The 20,948-nt window shown below is 36.6% G+C and carries 18 protein-coding genes; 9 read left to right on the top strand and 9 right to left on the bottom strand.

The window, feature by feature from the left end:
• Positions 1-88 precede the first annotated feature (88 nt).
• The 6 genes from OL225_RS09880 to OL225_RS09905 all read right to left on the bottom strand — a co-directional run bounded on the left by OL225_RS09880 (position 89) and on the right by OL225_RS09905 (position 8,392).
• Positions 89-2,452 carry a patatin-like phospholipase family protein gene (locus OL225_RS09880; protein WP_264518122.1) on the bottom strand — a complete coding sequence of 788 codons (2,364 nt, stop codon included), beginning with the start codon at positions 2,450-2,452 and terminating at the stop codon, positions 89-91.
• A gap of 182 nt (positions 2,453-2,634) precedes the next feature.
• The gene (locus OL225_RS09885; RefSeq protein ID WP_264518123.1) at positions 2,635-5,322 is read right to left on the bottom strand and encodes a PD-(D/E)XK nuclease family protein; all 2,688 of its coding nucleotides are present in this window, start codon (positions 5,320-5,322) and stop codon (positions 2,635-2,637) included.
• A complete protein-coding gene (locus tag OL225_RS09890) occupies positions 5,319-5,855 on the bottom strand; it encodes a DUF922 domain-containing protein (RefSeq protein ID WP_047375338.1) in 537 nt (178 codons plus the stop codon). Before OL225_RS09890 ends, OL225_RS09885 begins: the two co-directional genes overlap by 4 nt.
• Complete coding sequence (locus tag OL225_RS09895) at positions 5,855-6,259, bottom strand: hypothetical protein (protein WP_047375340.1); 405 nt, start codon at positions 6,257-6,259, stop codon at positions 5,855-5,857. Before OL225_RS09895 ends, OL225_RS09890 begins: the two co-directional genes overlap by 1 nt.
• 62 nt (positions 6,260-6,321) lie before the next feature.
• A complete protein-coding gene (gene rsmG / locus OL225_RS09900) occupies positions 6,322-6,957 on the bottom strand; it encodes a 16S rRNA (guanine(527)-N(7))-methyltransferase RsmG (protein ID WP_047375341.1) in 636 nt (211 codons plus the stop codon).
• 97 nt (positions 6,958-7,054) lie between these two features.
• The gene (locus OL225_RS09905; protein ID WP_264518124.1) at positions 7,055-8,392 is read right to left on the bottom strand and encodes a M20/M25/M40 family metallo-hydrolase; all 1,338 of its coding nucleotides are present in this window, start codon (positions 8,390-8,392) and stop codon (positions 7,055-7,057) included.
• Positions 8,393-8,621: 229 nt separating this feature from the next.
• Here OL225_RS09905 and OL225_RS09910 point away from each other — a divergent pair, with 229 nt between their 5' ends.
• The 5 genes from OL225_RS09910 (at position 8,622) to OL225_RS09930 (ending at position 14,253) form a co-directional block, all read left to right on the top strand.
• Positions 8,622-9,815, top strand: a complete 1,194-nt coding sequence (locus OL225_RS09910; protein WP_264518125.1) for a pyridoxal phosphate-dependent aminotransferase — start codon at positions 8,622-8,624, stop codon at positions 9,813-9,815.
• 33 nt (positions 9,816-9,848) lie between these two features.
• The gene (locus tag OL225_RS09915) at positions 9,849-12,788 is read left to right on the top strand and encodes a M16 family metallopeptidase (protein WP_264518126.1); all 2,940 of its coding nucleotides are present in this window, start codon (positions 9,849-9,851) and stop codon (positions 12,786-12,788) included.
• Positions 12,789-12,934: 146 nt separating this feature from the next.
• The gene (locus OL225_RS09920) at positions 12,935-13,567 is read left to right on the top strand and encodes a peroxiredoxin (protein ID WP_264518127.1); all 633 of its coding nucleotides are present in this window, start codon (positions 12,935-12,937) and stop codon (positions 13,565-13,567) included.
• A 129-nt stretch (positions 13,568-13,696) separates the two neighbouring features.
• The gene (locus OL225_RS09925; protein ID WP_047375352.1) at positions 13,697-14,005 is read left to right on the top strand and encodes a thioredoxin family protein; all 309 of its coding nucleotides are present in this window, start codon (positions 13,697-13,699) and stop codon (positions 14,003-14,005) included.
• Positions 14,005-14,253: a DUF6952 family protein gene (locus OL225_RS09930; protein WP_002980002.1), complete on the top strand. Its 249-nt coding sequence runs from the start codon at positions 14,005-14,007 to the stop codon at positions 14,251-14,253. Before OL225_RS09925 ends, OL225_RS09930 begins: the two co-directional genes overlap by 1 nt.
• 490 nt (positions 14,254-14,743) lie before the next feature.
• Here the strand turns inward: OL225_RS09930 and OL225_RS09935 are convergent, their stop codons facing one another.
• The 3 genes from OL225_RS09935 to OL225_RS09945 are packed head-to-tail and all read right to left on the bottom strand — an operon-like array spanning position 14,744 to position 16,992.
• On the bottom strand, positions 14,744-15,433 hold the full coding sequence (locus OL225_RS09935) for a Bax inhibitor-1 family protein (protein WP_264518128.1): 690 nt from the start codon (positions 15,431-15,433) through the stop codon (positions 14,744-14,746).
• A 40-nt stretch (positions 15,434-15,473) separates the two neighbouring features.
• Positions 15,474-15,908 (bottom strand): peptidylprolyl isomerase, encoded by a 435-nt coding sequence (locus OL225_RS09940; RefSeq protein WP_264518129.1) that lies wholly within the window; start codon positions 15,906-15,908, stop codon positions 15,474-15,476.
• Between the two features lie 49 nt (positions 15,909-15,957).
• Entirely contained in the window at positions 15,958-16,992 is a 1,035-nt protein-coding gene (locus tag OL225_RS09945) for an acyl-CoA reductase (RefSeq protein ID WP_264518130.1), read from the bottom strand.
• Between the two features lie 59 nt (positions 16,993-17,051).
• Between OL225_RS09945 and OL225_RS09950 the strand changes: the two genes are divergently transcribed.
• From OL225_RS09950 to OL225_RS09965, 4 genes are all read left to right on the top strand, one after another.
• Positions 17,052-17,402, top strand: a complete 351-nt coding sequence (locus OL225_RS09950; protein WP_047375361.1) for a 4Fe-4S binding protein — start codon at positions 17,052-17,054, stop codon at positions 17,400-17,402.
• 110 nt (positions 17,403-17,512) lie between these two features.
• The gene (gene serC, locus OL225_RS09955; protein WP_047375362.1) at positions 17,513-18,577 is read left to right on the top strand and encodes a 3-phosphoserine/phosphohydroxythreonine transaminase; all 1,065 of its coding nucleotides are present in this window, start codon (positions 17,513-17,515) and stop codon (positions 18,575-18,577) included.
• Between the two features lie 123 nt (positions 18,578-18,700).
• Entirely contained in the window at positions 18,701-19,666 is a 966-nt protein-coding gene (locus OL225_RS09960; RefSeq protein ID WP_264518131.1) for a D-2-hydroxyacid dehydrogenase, read from the top strand.
• Positions 19,667-19,668: 2 nt separating this feature from the next.
• A complete protein-coding gene (locus OL225_RS09965; RefSeq protein WP_047375364.1) occupies positions 19,669-20,913 on the top strand; it encodes a DUF1015 domain-containing protein in 1,245 nt (414 codons plus the stop codon).
• The last annotated feature ends 35 nt before the right edge of the window (positions 20,914-20,948 follow it).

A 20,948-nucleotide genomic window follows, 5' to 3' on the forward strand; every position in this document is an offset into this window, starting at 1 on the left:
CTTTTTTATATCAACAAACAACTGATATACAAAATCATAAATAACCTTACTTACATTATTTAATTAAGATAAAAATTCTAACTGATGCTTAAAATTTAAAACCGACGCTAAAGTATATTCTTGAAAAATCAAGCTGGCTGTTTCTGGAAACATTTAAACTGATAGGACCAATAAGAGATTCGTATCCAAGGTTTACTCCATATCCAAACATATCGAAACTGTCCTTAAAAGGAGAAAGCTCCTCACTCACTTTACCATAGCTGAAGGAAGGGGTAAGATAAAGTCTTTTCATAATCCTGTACTGCAATGATATTGCTGTTTTAGCAACTGAGGTCATAGGAAGCTCTTTCTGGCGAAGGCCATTAAACTCTGGGCTTAAGAGATCATAATTATACTCACTTCCTCCAAGATTGTATTTCTGATTCAGGAAAAGATATGGAACCTTGCCTTCCTTCCCTGATCCGAAATTTGCCCCCAAAAACACATTTGCTTTGACAGTCAGTCTTCTTGTGATAGGGTAAAAAAAGTTCTCATTTAAAGTAAATGAAACGAGGTTTTCAGGTTCGTAATAATAAGATTCTTTTGGATTAAGTATCAGATACAGGAGCGGCTGTACTGTATTCAGATCATAAAGCTGGTACCTGTCACCATAATAAAATCTTGTGCTTACCTGAAGATGATTTCCTCTTGTTGTAAAATATCTTTTATTAAGATTATTCTGTTCAAACTTCAGGAATGTATTGAAATTGCTATGGTTATATAATTTCTTACTGTAATTATCCACTTTGGCCTGATCCACTTTATCCAGTAAGCTGTACATTCTTTCGGTGCTGAACTCCGTTCCCAATGATAAGTAGGCATTTGGAGTAATATTATAATTCAGAGCAATCTTTCCGGTGATATTACGGTACATATGGTTAGGAAAACGATCGCTGCCATCTTCGCTTACATCATACAATCTGAAGTTCAGATCATTACTCTTAAGATTAACCATCTTAGCTTCCAAATCCAGCCACAAACGCTCTCCGCTATCAAGGAACTGCTGATAAGCAAGTTTAGCCTTGAAACGTTCGGAAATATCTACGGTTGCCAGAAATCGGGATCTGTTCAGAAGGATATTCCTGTAAGTATAATTAACAATAATTCCTACCGATTGTTCCGTGTCATAATGCAGAGCCAGTTTAAAAGCCCCTTTTTTTGCTCTTTTCACAAAAACATTCATCACAAGACCATCATTTTCATTCGTATAGGTATAATACACCTTTACATACTGGCGCATTCCAAAGACTCTGTCTATTGCTTCATTTACGGTTTTTGCATCGTAATACTTCCCTTCCGTCAGCCCCATTTGCTTTTTAAGCACTTCAATCTCCGCGGCATCATTGATAGGAGTTCCGTCTTCTTCGTTAAAAGTAAATTTTGTAGTAGGCAGTTTCACCTCTGCAATCATCTGATGTTCATATTGGATTCCTGCTTTCCGCTGAGCTTCTGCCAGGGCTACAAACTCAGGAAGGTGTTTTCTCGCTTCTACCTCTCCAATTTTGATGATCCTCCTGAATTTGGCAAAATCCTTCGTCGTAATATCACCCAATGGATCTACAAAGTCTACCAATACATTAGACAGCTCCTTTTGATGTTTAAAATCCTCTACCGAACGGATGGCATGCGTCTGATAAATCATTTTCATCGGATTTTCAATCTCTTTCTTGGTAAAAAGCCTGAAGCCCGTATATCCTCCAATCACAAAATCCGCTCCCATTTCTCTAACCTCATTGGCTGGATAATTACGGTCCAATCCGCCATCTACCAAAAGCTTTCCATCAATATAAACGGGTGCAAAAGCCGCAGGAATTGCCAATGTAGCACGAATAGCAAGTGGTAAAGAGCCTTGTTTCTGCATCACCAGCCCTCCGTTTTCAATATCGGAAGAAGTAAGCTGAACAGGTATCTTCAGTTTGCTGAAATCATTGATATGTTTTGCATTGAAAGTAAGTGTATTAAGAACCTCTCCCATGTACTGTCCTTCAATATACGAGCCTGGAAGAGTTGGAAATCCTTTTACTACCGGAAATTCAAGAATATACTTATCATATTCGTCTTTTTCACTGATATTGACTTTGCTGTAAGGAATTTTATTGCTCAGAATCCTGTTCCAGTCCATTTTATAGATCGTATGCTTCAGCTGGTCGGCATTATATCCCATCGCATACAAACCGCCCAGGATACCACCCATACTGGTTCCTGTGATGTAATCCACCTTGATTCCCAATGAATCGATCATCTTTAGAATCCCAATGTGTGCAAAACCTTTTGCACCTCCACCACTGAGAGCAAGACCGAATTTAGTGTCTTTGGTCACATTCTGAAGCGCAATATTCAAGGAATCATTCTTTTGCTGAGACTTGGTAATAAGAGAGAAAGCTATGGCAAAAAATATCAGGATCTTTTTCATTGTTGATTCTTGGTGTATCCGATTGAAACTTTAAAAGTTATAAGGAGTAAAGATACACAAAAAAGTTACCTGCTTTACGGACGTTTTTGTGAACTAAATAAATGTATTTCCGTGTATTACTTTAAAAAAATAACATATTGATTTTCAAGCAATACAAACCATTGAATCAATATTAAATAATTTTAATATGCTTTTATAGTTTCAACAAAATTAACATCCGGATTCAGGATTTCAAGGATCAGACTTTTCACTGATTTCATGGCATCATCAATATTTCCTTTGTCAAACTGCAGTGATACCATTCCTTTTTTAGCATCTGCAAAGCTCCATATTCCCGTTTCGATAGGGTATCCCCAGAACTCAGGAAGATGCTGCACCACATAATGATAAATACAAAGCTGAAGCGCCTGTTTTCTTTCACTGTTATGGAAATATTCATCTACATTGTCTCCATCAATTTTCACGCTGAGATTTTTGATCTTGGCCGTTTTATAATCAATGATTCTTAAAGTCCCGTTCAGTTTATCAATCCGGTCGATGAATCCGAAAAAAGAAATTTTGTCATTTCCGTCAAGAGGAAAATCGATGTTTTCAAACTTTCTTTCGATATCAATAATCTCTAGTTTGTTTCCCTGTTTTATCAATTCAAGATCATGAGTAAGGATATTTTCAATCACTTTTTTAGCAATGGCTTTATGAATATAATTCATTCCCTTCTCATAGAATTCCGGCTGGTGTTTCAGTTTTTCAATGGCAATATTTATATAATGATCTATTGCTTTAACTGAATCTTTTAAATCGCTTTCTTTTAAAACTTTACCTTTCAATACCTCATACACTTCTTGAAGTGAATAATGGACCAGATTTCCGTAATTTTTCACAGAAAGCTCTTCTTCAATTTCATCCGTTTCCGAGGTATTCAAAATCTTGGAAAGATAAAAATCAATCGGATTATAGAGGTAGCTTGTAAGGTGGGATGCAGATACTTTTTCCTTCCATTTCTGAAGACGTTCCTGTACAATCTGCGTTTTGGAAATTTCTATAGGTTTTGTGGTAATTGGCTCAGAAGAATTTTCGATAATCAGGTGCTCGATCTCATGCGAACTTTCCATTTCAATCTGTGTGATGAACCTGCTTTTCTCTCCAGTATTCACTCCTGAACTTAACGCATTGTACAGTAAATGAACATTCTTCGCATCCTGAATCAGCCTGTAAAAGTGATAAGCATAAATACTGTCATTTTCCAGGAAAGTATGGAGATCAAAATACCTTCGGATATCAAAAGGAATATAGGTATTCTGAGAGTTACCAAGCGGTAGTTTTCCTTCGTTCACAGAAAGCAGGATAACGTTTTCAAAATTCAGGAGACGGGTTTCCAGCAATCCCATAATCTGCAATCCTCTCAACGGTTCTCCCTGAAAATCGATACTTTCAGAATTGATATGCTGGTTGATCAGGATTTCCAGCGTTTCCATTTTAATTTCAATACTGTAGGGAGTCAGCTGATTTTTGATAATTCTGAATGCATTTTCAAAGTGAGAAACATTCTCATACTGAATATCGTCTATTTCCAGCCATTTTACCTGCTGGCAGAACGTAATCAGCATATCCAGATACCTATTTGTTCCCTCAGCTTTCTGAAGAAGATTAAAGTATGATAGCCCGTTGAGCAACTCATGAAGAAGCTTTTTAGAAATATAAACAATATTCCTTTCTTCTACTTTGGCTTTAAAATCATTGATAACAAGCTCGTCTTCATCAGATTTAGGAAGCTCTTCCAGAATGGGGAAAACATCTCTGTAGTAATAGGAAGATTTGTTTTTTTCCAGTTGTTTCTGCAGATAGAAAAGACGTTTCACAGCATTGGAGAAAGATAAGTTCTTCAATGGGAATCCCATCGTAATATTCAAATTATCAACACCATGCATTACATCCAGGCTTGCAGGAAGAAGGTTTTCATCCAGCAATACCACTGCTGTATTGGAATAGGTTTTATTATTGATTTCCTTAAAAATTTCAGGCAGTACTTTGGTCTGGGTTACATTCCCGGATACTTCGTATACCTTGATTTTTTTCGGTTGATTAAAGTCGTCTTCTATCCATTGAAAAGACCTGTTTTCATCAAATTCTTTCCAGGTTTTATGGTTTCTCAGAAACTTTCCGGCTTCCTGTCTTTCGTCATCGAAATAATAATGATCTGCCTGAAAGAAACATTGCGCTTTATTCCATTTCAAAAGACTTCTTACCAGCTTTTCCTCCACCGGGGTAAAGGCATTGAACCCGCAAAAGACAAACTCTTCTTTGGTATTTTCAGCAAAATCTCCAATCTTAGCTTTCGCAGCCTCATGAATCATCCCCGAAGTCGCCCAGTTCTTTTCCTGCAGTCTCTCCTTCAAAACAGGGAGAAAAACATTCATATTCTGCCAGAAATTAAGGAACTTCTTTCTTGGGACATCATCATCCTCACCGAGATCCTGAGCCCATTCTTTGATCCTTTCCTCGTCAAACATATACTGAAGAACAGCCTGATCACTGTCTGAAAACTTGAGAATATCATCCCAGTCCTTCTGCAACGTAGGAAACCACTTCAAAAAGTCCGAAAAATCATCCCTAGGAATAAGATTCAGACTTCTGTACACATCGAATGAGAAAAGCCACAGCGGAATCCCCTGAATGGGTTGCTGATCAGCAATTTTATTGATGAGTTCTTCTACGGTAAAAAAATTGGGAAGAAGCCCTGAATAATTGTTTTCCTCCAGGATCTGCCTGATAAACACAATGGGACGTTTTCCGGGCAGAATGATATTAAACGCAGAAAGGTCCGGGTTTTGCGCTAGCAGTTCGTGAATGATCTTATTGAGGAATTTCAAGGGGCTTGATAGCTTTTTAAATTGTCTAGTTGTTCAGAAATCGTATTATTATATTCTGCCTGTTTTTCTTTATTGATCCCGTGACGGGTTTCTCTGTCATAGGCCATCTGGAAGTTTTGATAATCGGTGGATATCCCATCATAAATTGCTTTGAAATATTTGTTATAATCACCGGAAGTTCTGATTTTTTCAGCGACTGCCTTTCTGAATTTTCTTACAAATAATTCTGCAATATCAAAATGTTTCTGCTCGTGAAGCAGGATGTAATCATCTGCTTTTTTAACATCCTTCCAGGATTTCTCTTCGTTAAATATCGTTTTAATGGTAATGGTAACCGGCGCTTTTGGATTGGAAGATTTTATAGAGGAAAATTCCCAGCCGCAATGGGTATACGCCGCTACATCTGGATTCTTTTTCTTATTCACCGGGCTTTTAAAATTATCCCAGGTAAGTTTTCTGCCTTCTTCCCAGGTAATCTTTTGCCCGAATACCATCTCAGCTGCCAATAAGCACAACACAAAAGTAAACCTCATTATTCTACCACAATTGTTTTTGTAATCCAGTTATTTCCTCCGTTCCAGAACTTAAAAGTATAGGTTCCTTTTCTCTGCGGGCTGAAATTGATTTGATTGGCTCCTACATAACTTCCCTGCGTACAAGGTCCGTTTGTGATATATTTGTAGGAAGTAACCGTTCTTTCAAGATTAGTATTGTAAATATAATCATAGCCATAAAAGCCATCACAATGAGATGGATAGGTGGAATAAGTCTTGATGCTCTGTATCGCAAAAACGTCCATAGTATCATTGACAATTTTTACGCTGTCTATTTTGATCTTATCGATAGATTCGATTGTATGGTAATCGTCATCATTACACGAAACCAGAAGCCCGCCAAACAGTAATACTGAAAATCCAATATTTAAAAGTTGTTTCATAACCTTCAATTTTCTGATTATTAACAAATATTAGCAAAAATTATTCCTTATTTACATAAAAATCAGGAATTAAAATTACCTTTTGATACATAAACTACTTTTTTAGTATCAAAAAATTCTTCATCAAAATAGTGTTTAAGGTTGAAAATTTCACATTTAATTCCGGCCAGTTCTTCTGCAAGATCACCGCCTTTTAAATATAAAATCCCGTTATGTTTAGGGTTAAACTGTTCTTTTTCAAACTTCCCTTTCAGCCATCTTAAGAATTCCGGCATCTGGGTTACCGCTCTGCTGACTACAAAGTGGAATTTTTCTTTCAGCTTTTCTGCTCTTCCGTGGATAGCCGTTACATTCGTCAATCCTACGCCTTCTGCTACAGCCTGTACCACACTGATTTTCTTACCGATAGAATCTATCAGAGTGAATTCTGTTTCAGGAAACAGGATCGCCAGAGGAATTCCTGGAAAACCGCCTCCGGTTCCGATATCCAGGACTCTCGTTCCCGGTGCAAATTCCATCACTTTTGCAATTCCCAAAGAGTGCAGAATATGCTTTTCATACAGAGACTCCATATCTTTTCTGGAAATTACATTGATCTTTTCATTCCATTCATTATACAGATTTTCCAATTTTGAAAACTGTTCTTTCTGTTTTTCAGTAAGATCCGGGAAATATTTTAATAGTAACGATGCAGACATGTGAATTATTATAAACAGCAAAAATAAGTTTTATTTCTCTTGTATTCAAATCTACTTTTCCCGGCAGGCCCTGATCCCAGTTTTTCAACAGAGATCATCACTTCGCAATTCCCGGAATTACAGGCACGTTCAGATTCCCGGACTGGCTGACTGTCTGTACGGCAAAAATATAATTGTCTTTGGAAAGCGGAACTTTAATAGAAAGCCCTGTTGTAAATATTTTTTTCTGCCATACCGGGCTGTCTGTTTCCCTTGCCAGCACATAATATCCTGCAGGAGTTCCTGATTTTGGTTTTTCCCAATGTAACGTTGTGGAATTCGTCAATTCCTTAACATCCATTTCCACTTTCTCAGGTTTTGAAGTAGATTTTGCAAGATTAGCAAGTACTGCAATATTGGCAGTCACATTCTTTTTCAGGTATTTAAAATCTATAAATTCCGGAAGGTCACCATATTGTTTATTATTCTCCACTCTTATATCCTGGTGCTGATGATCATAATTTTCATAGTACTCCGTCAATCTTACGGAAGGAAATCCGTTATTAACAAAGCTGGTATGGTCTCCTCCACGCAAAAACCTGTCATTTCTGTAGATCAGTTTTATTTCAAGTCCTTTAACGTATTGTTCCGTAATTTCTTTGATATATCTTGCCAGCTGTCTGGATTCACTGTCGTTTTCAAAACCCAGATTCCTGATCGTCATTGCCTTTTTGTCTAAATCTCTATACGGCAGGCCTTCACTGAATACACGGAGTATACGGGTATTGATTTCTCCTGTTTCTCCTGCTTTAGGATTGCCAATCATATCATTATTCAGAACGGCTTCCAGCTGTAAATTTTCTCTTTTAATTTTTTCTGCCAATTGTTTAGATCCCAGCAAAGATTGCTCTTCTCCGGAAAAAGCCACAAAGATAATGGAGGCCGGAAATGAAGATCTACTTAATATCCTTGCAGATTCAATAATGGCACTTACTCCACTGCCATCATCATTGGCTCCGGGTGCTGTGGAAGTTCTGTTCATCACATCCGTCACCCTTGAATCAAGATGCCCGCCAATCAGAAAGATTCTTTTGTCATTGGGATCTGTACCTTTCAGAAAAGCAACGGCGTTTCCCAGACTGACCGGTTTATCAACCCTTTTGCCATCCGGTTGAACATCTTCCTGCTGAAGATACACTTCCATTCTGCCTCCGGAATTTTTTGCATAATCATTGAATTTTTTAATAACCCAGTTTCTTGCGGCTCCTATCCCCTGTTTTGGATCATCTGTTGTACTTAAAGTATGCCTCGTTCCAAAACTTACCAGCTTACCAATGTATGATTTTAACGAATCTTCATTTACCTGCTTAACATATTTTTTCACTTCATCATCTTTTGAATATTTCTGAGAGAAAGCAGCACAGGAAATCAGCAATAAAAAAAGGGAATATTTCATAGGATAGGTCTTAGATTCTTTAAAGATACAAAACCCTGAGTCTCAGAAGTCATTTTTTATGATGAATTACCCTTTTTACAGATTGACAATTGCCCAACTGCAAAAAAGCATAATGATTTAGTAACAGAATACAATTGATCAAAACCTGACAAAAATCTTCAAACTAGCCCCACTTTTATTATTCCCGCAAAACGTTTTTATTATATATTTGTTAAAATTCAAAAAATAGATGGACAAACTTTCAGATAGAGTAAAAAGATTAGGATACTCACAGACATTTGTAATGTCAAACAAAGCCAGAGAAATGAAAGCCAGTGGAATAGATGTGATCAGCTTAACTCTTGGTGAACCGGATTTCGATGTTCCGGACAATATCAAACAGGCAGCTTTTGATGCCATCAACCAAAACTACAGCCATTACTCTCCTGTGCCTGGATTTCTGGAACTGCGTGAGGCTATCGCTTACAAATTAAAAAGAGATAATAACCTGGAATACAAACCTACTCAGATCTGTGTTTCAAATGGAGCTAAGCAAGCTATTCTGAATGTTCTTGCATCCATTATCAATGATGGGGATGAAGTTCTTCTTCCAGCACCGTATTGGGTAAGCTATGATGAAATGGTAAAAATGATGGGTGGAGCTTCTGTGATGCTTCCTACATCTTATTTAACAGACTTTAAAGTAACAGCAGAACAGCTTGAAGAAGCTATTACAGAGAAGACCAAAGCTGTACTTTTCAGTTCTCCATGTAATCCGTCAGGCGGCTATTATACCTACGACGAATTAAAATCAATCGCTAAAGTTATCGCTAAATATCCTCACGTGACAATAATTTCTGACGAGATTTACGAGTATATCAATTACGAAACAAAAACAACTTCTATCGCACAGTTTCCTGAAGTTTATGAACAGACAGCGGTAATCAACGGAATGTCAAAAGCATTCGCAATGACAGGATGGAGAATCGGATATTCTGCATGTCCGGAATGGCTGGCAAAAGCTTGTGAAAAAGTACAGGGACAGATGACCAGCGGAGCCAACACTATGGCACAAAGAGCATCTATTACTGCATTAAAAACAGATCCTTCTGAATACAGATATATGATTGACGCTTTCAAAGAAAGAAGAGATCTTGTGTATGAACTGATCAAAGAAATCCCAGGATTTAAAGTATTACTTCCTAAAGCTGCATTCTATTTCTTCCCGGATATTTCGCACTATATCGGAAAAACGTTGAACGGAACCGAAATCAAAAACTCTGATGACTTTGCCATGTTCCTTCTGGAAAATGCTCATGTAGGCTGTGTTGGAGGATTCTCTTTCGGAAGTCCGGAATGTATCAGGTTCTCTTATGCCGCTTCTGAGGAAGATTTGAGAGAAGCTATGAAACGAATCAAAAATTTATTGGAACAATTCAATTAACAAATTAATAACCAAAAATAAAGCACAACAGCAATGAATCTGTTAAAAAAACTAACCATCGCAACCAGTATTGCAGCCGCAAGTTTTGCAGGATATGCTTTTGGCCAGGATTTCCAGTGGAAAGAAGGAAATTCTAGCGGCTACAAGTACAAATACGTTACCAATGATCCTACTTCTGCAAGGTACTATACCTTAAAGAACGGACTAACAGTTATCCTGAGTCCTACGAATAAGGACCCGAGGATACAAACATATATTGCCACAAAGGCAGGAAGTAAAACCGACCCTGCAGACCACACAGGTCTTGCCCACTATCTGGAGCATATGCTTTTCAAAGGAACCAATCAGTTTGGCTCTAAAGACTGGGCGAAAGAAAAACCTCTTTTAGACCAGATTGATGCTCTTTACGAAAAGTACAACCAGACTAAGGACGAAGCTAAAAGAAAAGAAATCTACAAAGAGATTGATAAGGTTTCCGGAGAAGCTGCCAAATTTGCAATTGCCAATGAATACGACAAGATGATGGCTGGTATGGGAGCTGACGGAACCAACGCCTTCACTTCCTTTGAACAGACAGTGTACACAGAAGATGTGCCGTCCAATGTTCTTGACAAATTCCTTGCTGTGCAGGCTGAAAGATTCAGAGAGCCTGTTTTAAGACTTTTCCATACAGAGCTTGAAGCGGTATATGAAGAAAAAAACAGATCTCTTGATGATGATGGAGATAAAGTTTTTGATACGATGTTTGCCAATCTTTTCCCTAACAACAACTATGGAAAACAAACAACCATCGGAACCATTGAGCATTTAAAAAATCCATCTCTGCATGCTATCAGAGAATATTACAACAATTATTATGTTCCCAACAACATGGGAATCATTATGTCCGGAGATTTTAATCCGGATGAAGTAATTGCAAAGATTGACAAGGCTTTCTCATACATGAAACCTAAAGCTATTCCTGAATATAAAGTAGGACAGGAAAAAGCAATTACATCTCCTATTGTAAAAGAAGTTGTAGGCCCTAATCCTGAAAATGTAATGCTTGGTTTCAGATTCCCAGGAGCTTCTACGAAAGACGCAAGAATGCTGAACCTTGTTGGAAATATGCTTACCAACGGACAGGCAGGATTGATTGACCTTGATCTGGTAAAAAAACAAAAATTACTGGGAGCATATGCAGGCTCTTATGCTTTAAAAGATTATTCAGTATTACTTTTACAAGGAAAACCAACTGAAGGACAGTCTCTGGATGAAGTAAAAAATCTTCTTCTTCAGGAGATTGATAAATTAAGAAAAGGAGATTTTTCTGATGATCTTATTCAATCTATCGTCAACAACGAAAAGAAAGGTATTATTCAGAAGGATGAAAAATATTCATCAAGAGCAAGTATTCTGATGGATGAATTTACTTCAGACATTGACCACAAAGCATCGTTGGAATATGTTGATGAAATTTCCAAGCTTACAAAGAAAGACATCATGGATTTCGTATCCAAATATCTTCAGAATAACAACTATGTTGCGGTTTATAAAAGAAAAGGAGAAGACAAGAGTATCGTGAAAGTTGACAAACCAACCATCACACCAGTTTCTGTAAACAGAGAAGACCAGTCTCCATTCCTTAAGAAGATTGATGAAATGCCTGAAAACCCTATCGCTCCGGTATGGCTGAATTATGATAAAGACATTGCTAAAAACAAATTAGCTGATGTAGACATACTTTCTGTAAAAAACACAGACAACGCGCTATTCAGAATGTATTATCACTTTGATTCAGGAAAATGGAATAACAAAATTCTTCCTATAGCAGCAGAATATCTTCAGTATTTAGGAACTAAAGATAAATCTTCAGAAGTAATCAGTAAAGAATTCTACAAACTTGCTTCAAGCTTTAATGTAGGAGCTGGAAATGAAGAAACTTATGTATCTCTTGAAGGGTTAAATGAAAACTTTGATAAAACAATTGCTTTATTTGAAGATCTGATTAAAAACTGCCAGGCAGACCAAGGGGCTCTTGATGCTTACAAAACAAGGCTGAAGAAAGCCAGAGCGAATGCGAAACAAAACAAAGGAACCATCATGGCCGGACTGAGAAGTTACGCACAGTATGGAGCACAAAACCCTTTCAACAATGTACTAAGCGATGCTGAGCTTGATGCATTAAAAGCAGAAGATCTTATTAATGTACTTCACGACCTCTTCAATTTCAAACATAAGGTACTGTATTACGGTCCGAAATCAGGAAACGAAGTGGTGGCATCATTAAAACCTGTCCACAAACTTCCTGCAGCCCTGAAAGATCTTCCTAAGTCTAAAACTTTCGCTCAGATCCCAACAGATAAAAACAAGGTATTATTCGCTCATTATGATATGGTGCAGGCAGAAGTTTTCTGGGTAAGAAATTCTGACCAGTATAATCCTTCTACAACTCCTACCGTAAGTTTGTTCAACAACTATTTCGGAGGCGGAATGGGATCTATTGTTTTCCAGACGATCAGAGAATCTAAAGCTCTTGCCTACTCTACATACTCATATTTTGCACTTCCTAGCAAGAAAACAGATAAGGATATGATTATGGCATATGTAGGAACGCAGGCAGACAAATTCAATGAGTCTACAACGGCCATGAATGAGCTTTTGACTACCCTTCCAAAATCTGAGCAGCTATTCGAAACAGCAAAAAGCGGATTGAAAAAATCAATTGCTTCTGAAAGAATCACTCAGGACGGAATCATCTTCTCTTATCTGAAATCTCAAAAACTTGGAAACAGTTTTGACATGAGAAAGAACGTCTACGAACAGGCACCAAAACTGTCTTTCACAGATATCAATTCTTTCCATGATAAGGAAATGAAGAATAAAAACTACACATACTGCCTTGTGGCTTCCCAAGACAAAGTGAATGAGGCCGATATGAAGAAATTAGGTGAAGTAAAAAAACTTAATTTAACTGAAATATTTGGTTATTAATATAAACAAAAGCCCTGATATCAGGGCTTTTTTATTTAACAACACGCCAAAAACAATTATAGATTTTATTTATCAATATTTGTTTGTTCGATAGATGAATCTTTCATATCTTTGCAATAGAAATTTAAATATAAAAACAGAAAATTATGTCTTTAGTAGGAAAAAAATTCCCAAATTTAACAATTGACGCAATGTCGGAAATGGGTGACGATCTAAGAATCAACATCCTTGATGAAGCAGTAAACAACCAGCAAAAAGTTCTTTTATTCTGGTACCCTAAAGATTTCACTTTCGTATGTCCTACTGAGCTTCACGCTTTTCAGGAGGCTTTAGGTGAATTCGAAAAAAGAAACACTAAAGTAATCGGTGCATCTTGTGATACAAACGAAGTACACTTCGCATGGCTGAACACACCAAAAGATAATGGAGGTATCGAAGGAGTAACTTACCCACTTTTAGCTGATACTCACAGACAATTGGCAAACACTTTGGGAATTGTTGATCAGGATTTTGAATATGATGAGGATGGAAACGAAGTTTTCACAGGTTCTAATATAACTTACAGAGCTACTTACCTTATCGACGAAACTGGAAAAATCTTCCACGAAGCGGTAAACGATATGCCTCTTGGAAGAAATGTAAAAGAATTCTTAAGATTAATCGACGCTTACACTCACGTTCAAAAACATGGTGAAGTATGTCCTGCAAACTGGGAAGAAGGAAAAGACGCTATGAAAGCTGACAGAACTTCTACAGCAGAATATTTAGCTAAGAACTAATTCAATTTAACAATCTAGTAATTTAACAATGTAACAATGTATCGTTGTAGCAATAGATATTTTTTATTGGTACATTGATACACTATTAAATTGTTACATTGTTAAATTTTAATTCTTAAAATTTAACCTATGTACACAGAATTAACCGAAGATACATTACAAAATATAGTTAACGACCACGAAAAAGTAGTTGTTCAATATGGCGCAACATGGTGCGGAAACTGCAGAATCATGAAACCAAAATTCAAAAAATTAGCATCTGAAAATGACTCTATTCCATTTTTATATGTAGATGCTGAAAAGCTTCCTGAAAGCAGAAAATTAGCAAAAGTAGACAACTTACCTACTTTCGCCATCTTTAAAAACGGTGAATTGGTCAACCAGGTTCAATCTAACCAGACAGAAAGCTTAATTAATCTTTTTAACGAATTAGCATAATGAAATTACCCGTAATCAGACAGTTTTATCAGAATCAGACTCCTGAAAACCTTGAAAAAACATTAGAAGTACTGGAAAGTTTCTGCGAATTCAGAGGAACAAGCGAAGAAGACTTAAATGTTGCAGGAGAATTGATTACCAACATTTGTGGAGCTTTAGAAGTTCACGCCAACGTACAGAACGGAATGAGTGAGAAAGATGCTTTAAACTCTTTTGCTCAGAAGGTTTTAGGATCAATTGACAAATAACATCTTGCGATTATTTTTAATCAAAAGACTGTAAAAACACAAAATACAATACCTGAGGTTTTCCTCATTTCTATACTTTTTCTATTCTTTAAGAATCTTTTATTTCAACTGTAGAATGTACTTCAAAGGACTTTAACCGGTCACATGAAGCTGGAAGTTGTATGAAAAATTGTAAAGAATAACCAATTAAAATCCCGGTGAGAATATCATCAGGATTTTTTGGGCTTATGGCTTAAAACACGAATAGCACAAATATTTTTGCACAAATTTCACAAATAAATATACGCAATCATGTGTGAAATCCGTGGGCAACAAATCAATATCATTCTAAGTTTTGGCTAATACCATCGGAAGGTACAAATGGGCTAAAACTCATTTCTATTGAATTTGTGTTATCCGTGAAATCATTTGTGACATTTGTGTTTAAAAAAGAAATCCCGATGAAGAATCACCGGGACTATTATTTTAAAAGATAAAATTAACTTATCAATTAGTTTCTTCTGCTCATCAAAATACTCAGAATATACCAGAAAAGAAGCATAATAGAAGCAAAAAGCTGTAATGCCGCTCCTACATACTGATTCGTCCCGTATGAGTCTTTTAGTTTACTGGTCTGATATAAAATAGTAGCTGAGGCTAAAATCATCATTCCAACTGAGAACCACAATCCAAGGTTAAAACCAAAGATCATCCCTCCTACAATCAGCCCGATTGAGATAAATCCACCAATTACGATGATATTTCTTAAGAAAGAAAAATCTCTTTTAGAAGTAAATGCTACCGCAGAAATACCTGCAAACATAGCAATAGTTAAAGTAGCAGCCTGGAAGATTACATTGGCTCCTCCTTCAATATTAGTGGCAATGAAAAGTAGAGGCATAAAGATAATTGCCTCCAAAAGGATATAAAAACCTAGTCCTAAATACTGAGTAGATTTACTTTGGGAAAGCGACCATTTAGAGGCTAATACAGAAGCTAACCAGAAAACTCCAATGATTAGTAACCAAATATATTTCTGAGCAAACATCATGAAAATAATTTCTTTTGGAACAGTTTTCAATAATATCGTTTCAACCCCAATAAATACAAGAATAGATAAAGCAACATGCAAATACGTCTTCTTGTAAAAACTCGCCTTCTCCACATCCGAAGAATGAGCGACTAAAACATCTGTCATCATAGTTAATATTTTTTAGTTAATCGAAAATAAATTTTCAATCTTATTTCGCAGGCAATACACCCAGAATTTTCCCATCATCTTCAAACACAGCCGTAATGGCTTCTTTGGAAGATGATTCTCCTGCATATTTATATTTAATACTTGGATGATTGGTACCATCCATTGTTTTATAATATCCTGCTTTTAAGATTTCAAGCTTTTTATTTGGGTCAATGCCATCTTTGACCTTTTTCAGAACATTGTCTGTCACAATTTCCTTTACTTTCTCAGAAAGTAATCCATCAATAGTTGCACGGTCAGAAGCTTGTAAAGCCTCAACAAACTTAAGAAAGTTGTCATTGTACAGACTTACTTTCTCCTTACTTATAGCAGCTGGCTGCTCTTTCTTTTGACTGTTCTCAACCTTCACACCCGTCTTCTGAGCAAACACTAACTGTCCACCCACAAGAGCAAGTCCCAACAATAATTTTTTCATAGTATTCATTTTTGTTATCTGGTGAAATAAGTGATGGAAGATACGAAAATCAGACCAGTTCTAAAAATTTCATTGTATCCACGTTATCCGCATAAGTATCAAGCCCTGGATTTTGCGCTTCACCAAATGAAATCGCATTCAACCCGATCTCTTCTTTTGCTACTATACACTGAATATTTTCTTCATTTTCAGCAATAAAAGTTTTCACATCATCCAAAGACTCATATCTGCTGAAATTGATTACAGAAAGTGGGCTAAACAGTTTATCATCTTCTTTCAGCATCACAAAATTATTATCCCAAAATTTATCCTGATTCAAAAGATAAACCGCTCTGTTATAATCATAGTTGTTGGCATATTTATTATGATTAATGATATCCTGGAATTCTAAGAAACTTTCAAACAATCTGTCAATGACAAAATCCTGCGGAATAAAAATTCTCGTCACATTTCGGCATCCAAGTCCAAAATACTGGAAAATATCTTTTGCCAGCAGCTCCAGTTCTTCACTCGTTTCATCACCTTTCAACACCGCAACAGAAGTTCTGTTCTTACGGATAATGCTTAAATGATTTTTAAAATAATACTCCAGATATCTGGCTGTATTATTACTTCCTGTAGCAATAACTGCATCAAAATTTTCTAATTTTTCTACAAATTCAAACACTACACTCTCATTGGAAAATTCATTCCATTTCTTTAATAAAAACGGAATCATACGCTTATCCTTTGAAGACAGTTTAATAACAGGAATATGATTGCCCAAAACAACGGACATCACATCATGAAAGCCTACCAAAGGAATATTTCCGGCTAAAATAAGTCCAACTCTTTTTGATATTTTAGAGATTGAATAATTCCCAAGCCACTTCTTGATATTTTCTTCAGTTAAAAGATCTGCCCACTGCTGTAAAGCAAATTTCTGATTATCAATAGTAAACCACGGGTTCTCTATTTCAGACCTTTTCAACAATAATTCAATATCAGCATCATCCTCATTGTGATCCTCCGGTTTCTTCGCTAAAAACGCTTTTATATAATCACTTAATTTAATAAGTCCTAAAACTTGATTTTCGGTATTCATAATTACTTTAAAATTGGGGAATATTTTGTAATTTTGTGCAAATTTAAAAAAAATTAGCGATGGCTATTAAAATAACTGATGAATGCATTAATTGTGGGGCTTGCGAACCGGAATGTCCAAACAATGCAATATATGAAGGAGCTGTAGATTGGAAAGCTTCTGACGGTACGGCTCTTCAAGGTACGATTACAATGCCGTCGGGACTTACTGTAGATGCAGATGCACCACAGGAACCTGTAAGTGATGATGTATATTTCATTGTAACAGATAAATGTACAGAATGCAAAGGATTCCATGAAGAACCTCAGTGTGCGGCAGTATGCCCTGTAGACTGTTGTGTTCCTGACGAGGATCACGTAGAATCTGAAGAATCTCTGCTTAATAAAAAAGCATTCTTACACGGCGAATAAAAAAATTCCGTCTCATTATCTGTGAGGCGGTTTTTTTGTCCAAAAATTCAATTTAACCAAAAATAAAGCTGAAGGAATGTACAATCCGGAAGCATCCAAAAAATAAAAATATGAACAAAAAGCACAACTTCAGCGCGGGGCCATGTATTTTACCACAAGAGGTATTTGAAAAATCTGCACAGGCTATCCTTGACTTCAATGGTATTGGATTGTCTCTTCTTGAAATTTCTCACAGAAGTAAAGATTTCGTTGCAGTAATGGACGAAGCGCGTGCAATTGTAAAAAGACTGATGAATCTTGGCGATGATTATGAAGTACTTTATTTAGGGGGAGGTGCCAGCCTGCAGTTTGCCATGGTTCCTTACAACCTTATGAAAGTAGGTGGAAAAGCAGCTTACCTGGATACAGGAACTTGGGCAGCCGGGGCCATCAAAGAAGCAAAAAAAGTAGGAACAGTAGATGTAGTAGGTTCTTCAAAAGAAGAAAATTATTCTTTTATTCCTAAAGACTATACGATAGGTGCAGAATACGATTATTTCCACTGCACTTCCAACAACACGATCTACGGAACTCAAATGAAATCTTTCCCAGAAGTGGATACGCTGATGGTATGTGACATGAGTTCTGATATTTTCTCAAGACAACTGGATTTTTCCAAATTTGATCTGATCTATGCTGGTGCTCAGAAGAATATGGGACCTGCAGGAGTTACTTTAGTCGTGATAAAAAAAGAAATCCTTGGAAAAACAGGAAGAGAAAATATGTTTTCTATCCTGGATTACTCCCAGCATATCGCTAAGGAATCCATGTACAATACGCCGCCGGTATTCCCTGTATATGCCTCTTTACTTACTCTTCAGTATCTTGAAAAGAACGGAGGAATTGCTGCTGCAGAACAGAGAAACGAAGCAAAAGCTAAACTTCTATATAACGAAATCGACAGCAATCCCTTATTTGAAACTTTCTGCGTGAAAGAAGACCGTTCACTGATGAATGTTTCTTTCAAAATTACAGATGAAAGCAAAAAGGAAGAGTTTGACAATGCATGGAAAGCAGCAGGAATCAGTGGATTAAACGGACACAGAAGCCTGGGCGGATACAGAGCAAGTTTATACAATGCCTTACCCATTGAAAGTGTACAGGTTTTGGTAGATGTAATGAAGTCAATCAAATAATTAAAGCATTAAAAATTCAAAGATTGAAAGATTGAAAAGCAGTTAATTTAAATTTATTAATTTGCGCCTCAGTTTTAAAATTTTGAAATATTTATATTTTTCAATCTTTAAATCAAATAACTCATGAAAGTTTTAGCAAACGATGGAATCTCAAAAGCAGGAGAAAACGCTTTAAAAGAAGCCGGAATAGAAATCCTGGACAATAGAGTGGCTCAGGATCACGTTATTAATTTTATCAACGATAATAATGTGGACGTTCTTCTTGTAAGAAGTGTAACGAAAGTGAGAAAGGAATTGATTGATGCATGTCCCGGTCTTAAAATTATAGGAAGAGGCGGTATCGGGATGGACAACATTGATGTGGAATATGCCAAAAGCAAGGGTATTAAAATAATCAATACTCCTACGGCATCTTCAAAATCGGTGGCAGAATTAGTTTTCGGACATTTCATTTCACTGGCAAGATTCCTTCACGAATCCAACAGACTGATGCCTTTGGAAGGAGATACTCATTTCAGCGCTATGAAAAAGTCATTTAGCAATGCGTATGAACTTTCAGGGAAAACATTAGGAGTAATCGGCTTTGGAAGTATTGGCCAGGAAGTCATAAAAATAGGAATCTCTTTAGGAATGAAAGTAACCGTTCTGACAAGAAGCCATAAAACAGAAGTTCTAACCCTGAATTTCTTTGACGGACAGTCTGTCAACTTTGAAATCACTTCCACCAATGATATGGATGCATTCCTGAAAAATGCAGATTTCATCAGTATCAATACGCCGAAAACGAATGAATATATTATAGATACCCCTCAGTTTGAAAAAATGAAAGATGGGGCCTATATTGTAAATACTGCAAGAGGAGGTGTCATCAATGAAGTGACACTGATTGATTTTATTGAGTCAGGAAAAATAGCCGGAGCTGCATTGGACGTTTTTGAAAACGAACCGAGTCCGGAGCTACCTTTACTGATGAACCCTGCCCTATCTCTTTCTCCACACGTTGGAGGAAATACAGTAGATGCCCAGGAAAAAATCGGTATCGAACTTGCAGAACAAATTATTAAGCTACAAAAAGAAACTATAAGATAAATATGCCTGTTTTTAAACCTTTCCGTGGAATAAGACCTCATAGAGACTTCGAGAGCACTTTCCCTACCCATCCACTGGATAATTTTACCCAGGAAGAGATCACTGAGAAGGCTCAAGTTGAAAATACTTACATCAATATGATCAAACCATATGTTGTAAGTAAATCTAAAGATATTGACCGGAACCTGCGAAAGATCCGTTCTACATTTGAAGAGCTTCTGGACGAGAAGAAATTGGTCCAGGACAATTCAGCCTACTATCTTTATGAGCAGATCTACCCCAACAAACAGGTGTTCAGAGGACTTCTGGGATTGGCAAGTATTGAAGATTTCTGGAATGGAAAAATCAAAAGACATGAAAGTACCATTCCTCAGAAAAAAGAAAAACTGGCTCATTACCTTGAAAAAGTAAACCTGCAGGCAGAACCTGTATTGCTTACTTATCCTGCCAACTCAAAAATTGAGCTGCTGATGAATCATGAGGAAAAAAATGTCCCTATCTTCAACCATGTGGATACCATTGGTATCAGACACAAAATCTGGAGAATAGACAACCGCCTGAAACTACAACAGTTTAAAGAAGTTATTGATCAGATTGATTCATTCTATATTGCTGACGGGCACCACAGAATTGGCTCTACAGCAATAAATGCCAAATATCATAAAGAGAAAAACAAAAAACATAATGGTACAGAGCTTTACAACTTTGTGTACAGTTTTATTGTTTCCAATCAGTCTATTAAAATTCATGATTATAACAGAGTTTTACATGACCTGAACGGTATTTCTCCCGAAGCTTTTCTAAAGGAACTTGAACATTATTTCCTTATTCATGAAAAAGGAGAGACCTCCTACTACCCTTCTCAGAAATTCCATATTTCAATGTATATGGATGGGAAGTTCTACTCTCTTCACGTGAAGCATGATCTCCGTTCCAAGGAAATGTCTCTTGATAACCTGGATCATCATCTTATTGACAAGTATATTTTCAAAAATATCCTGAAAATTGAAGATCCGGACAGCTCTGAGCTTATTTCTTATGTAAAAGGAACATCCAATATTAACGGAATCAATCTTTTAAAAGAAAAAGTAGACAGTGGTGAAGGTAAAGTTGGTTTCGGAATTTATCCTGTAAGTTTTAATGACATGATTAAAATTTCGGATCTAAGATTAAGCATGCCCCCGAAATGTACATTTATTGAACCAAAATTGATTACAGCTCTGGTAATGTACGATATGAAACCTTAATAAATTCCCATTTTTTCCCTACTTTTATCAGAGGA

The sequence above is a fragment of the Chryseobacterium viscerum genome (assembly GCF_025949665.1).
Classification (GTDB): domain Bacteria; phylum Bacteroidota; class Bacteroidia; order Flavobacteriales; family Weeksellaceae; genus Chryseobacterium; species Chryseobacterium viscerum_A.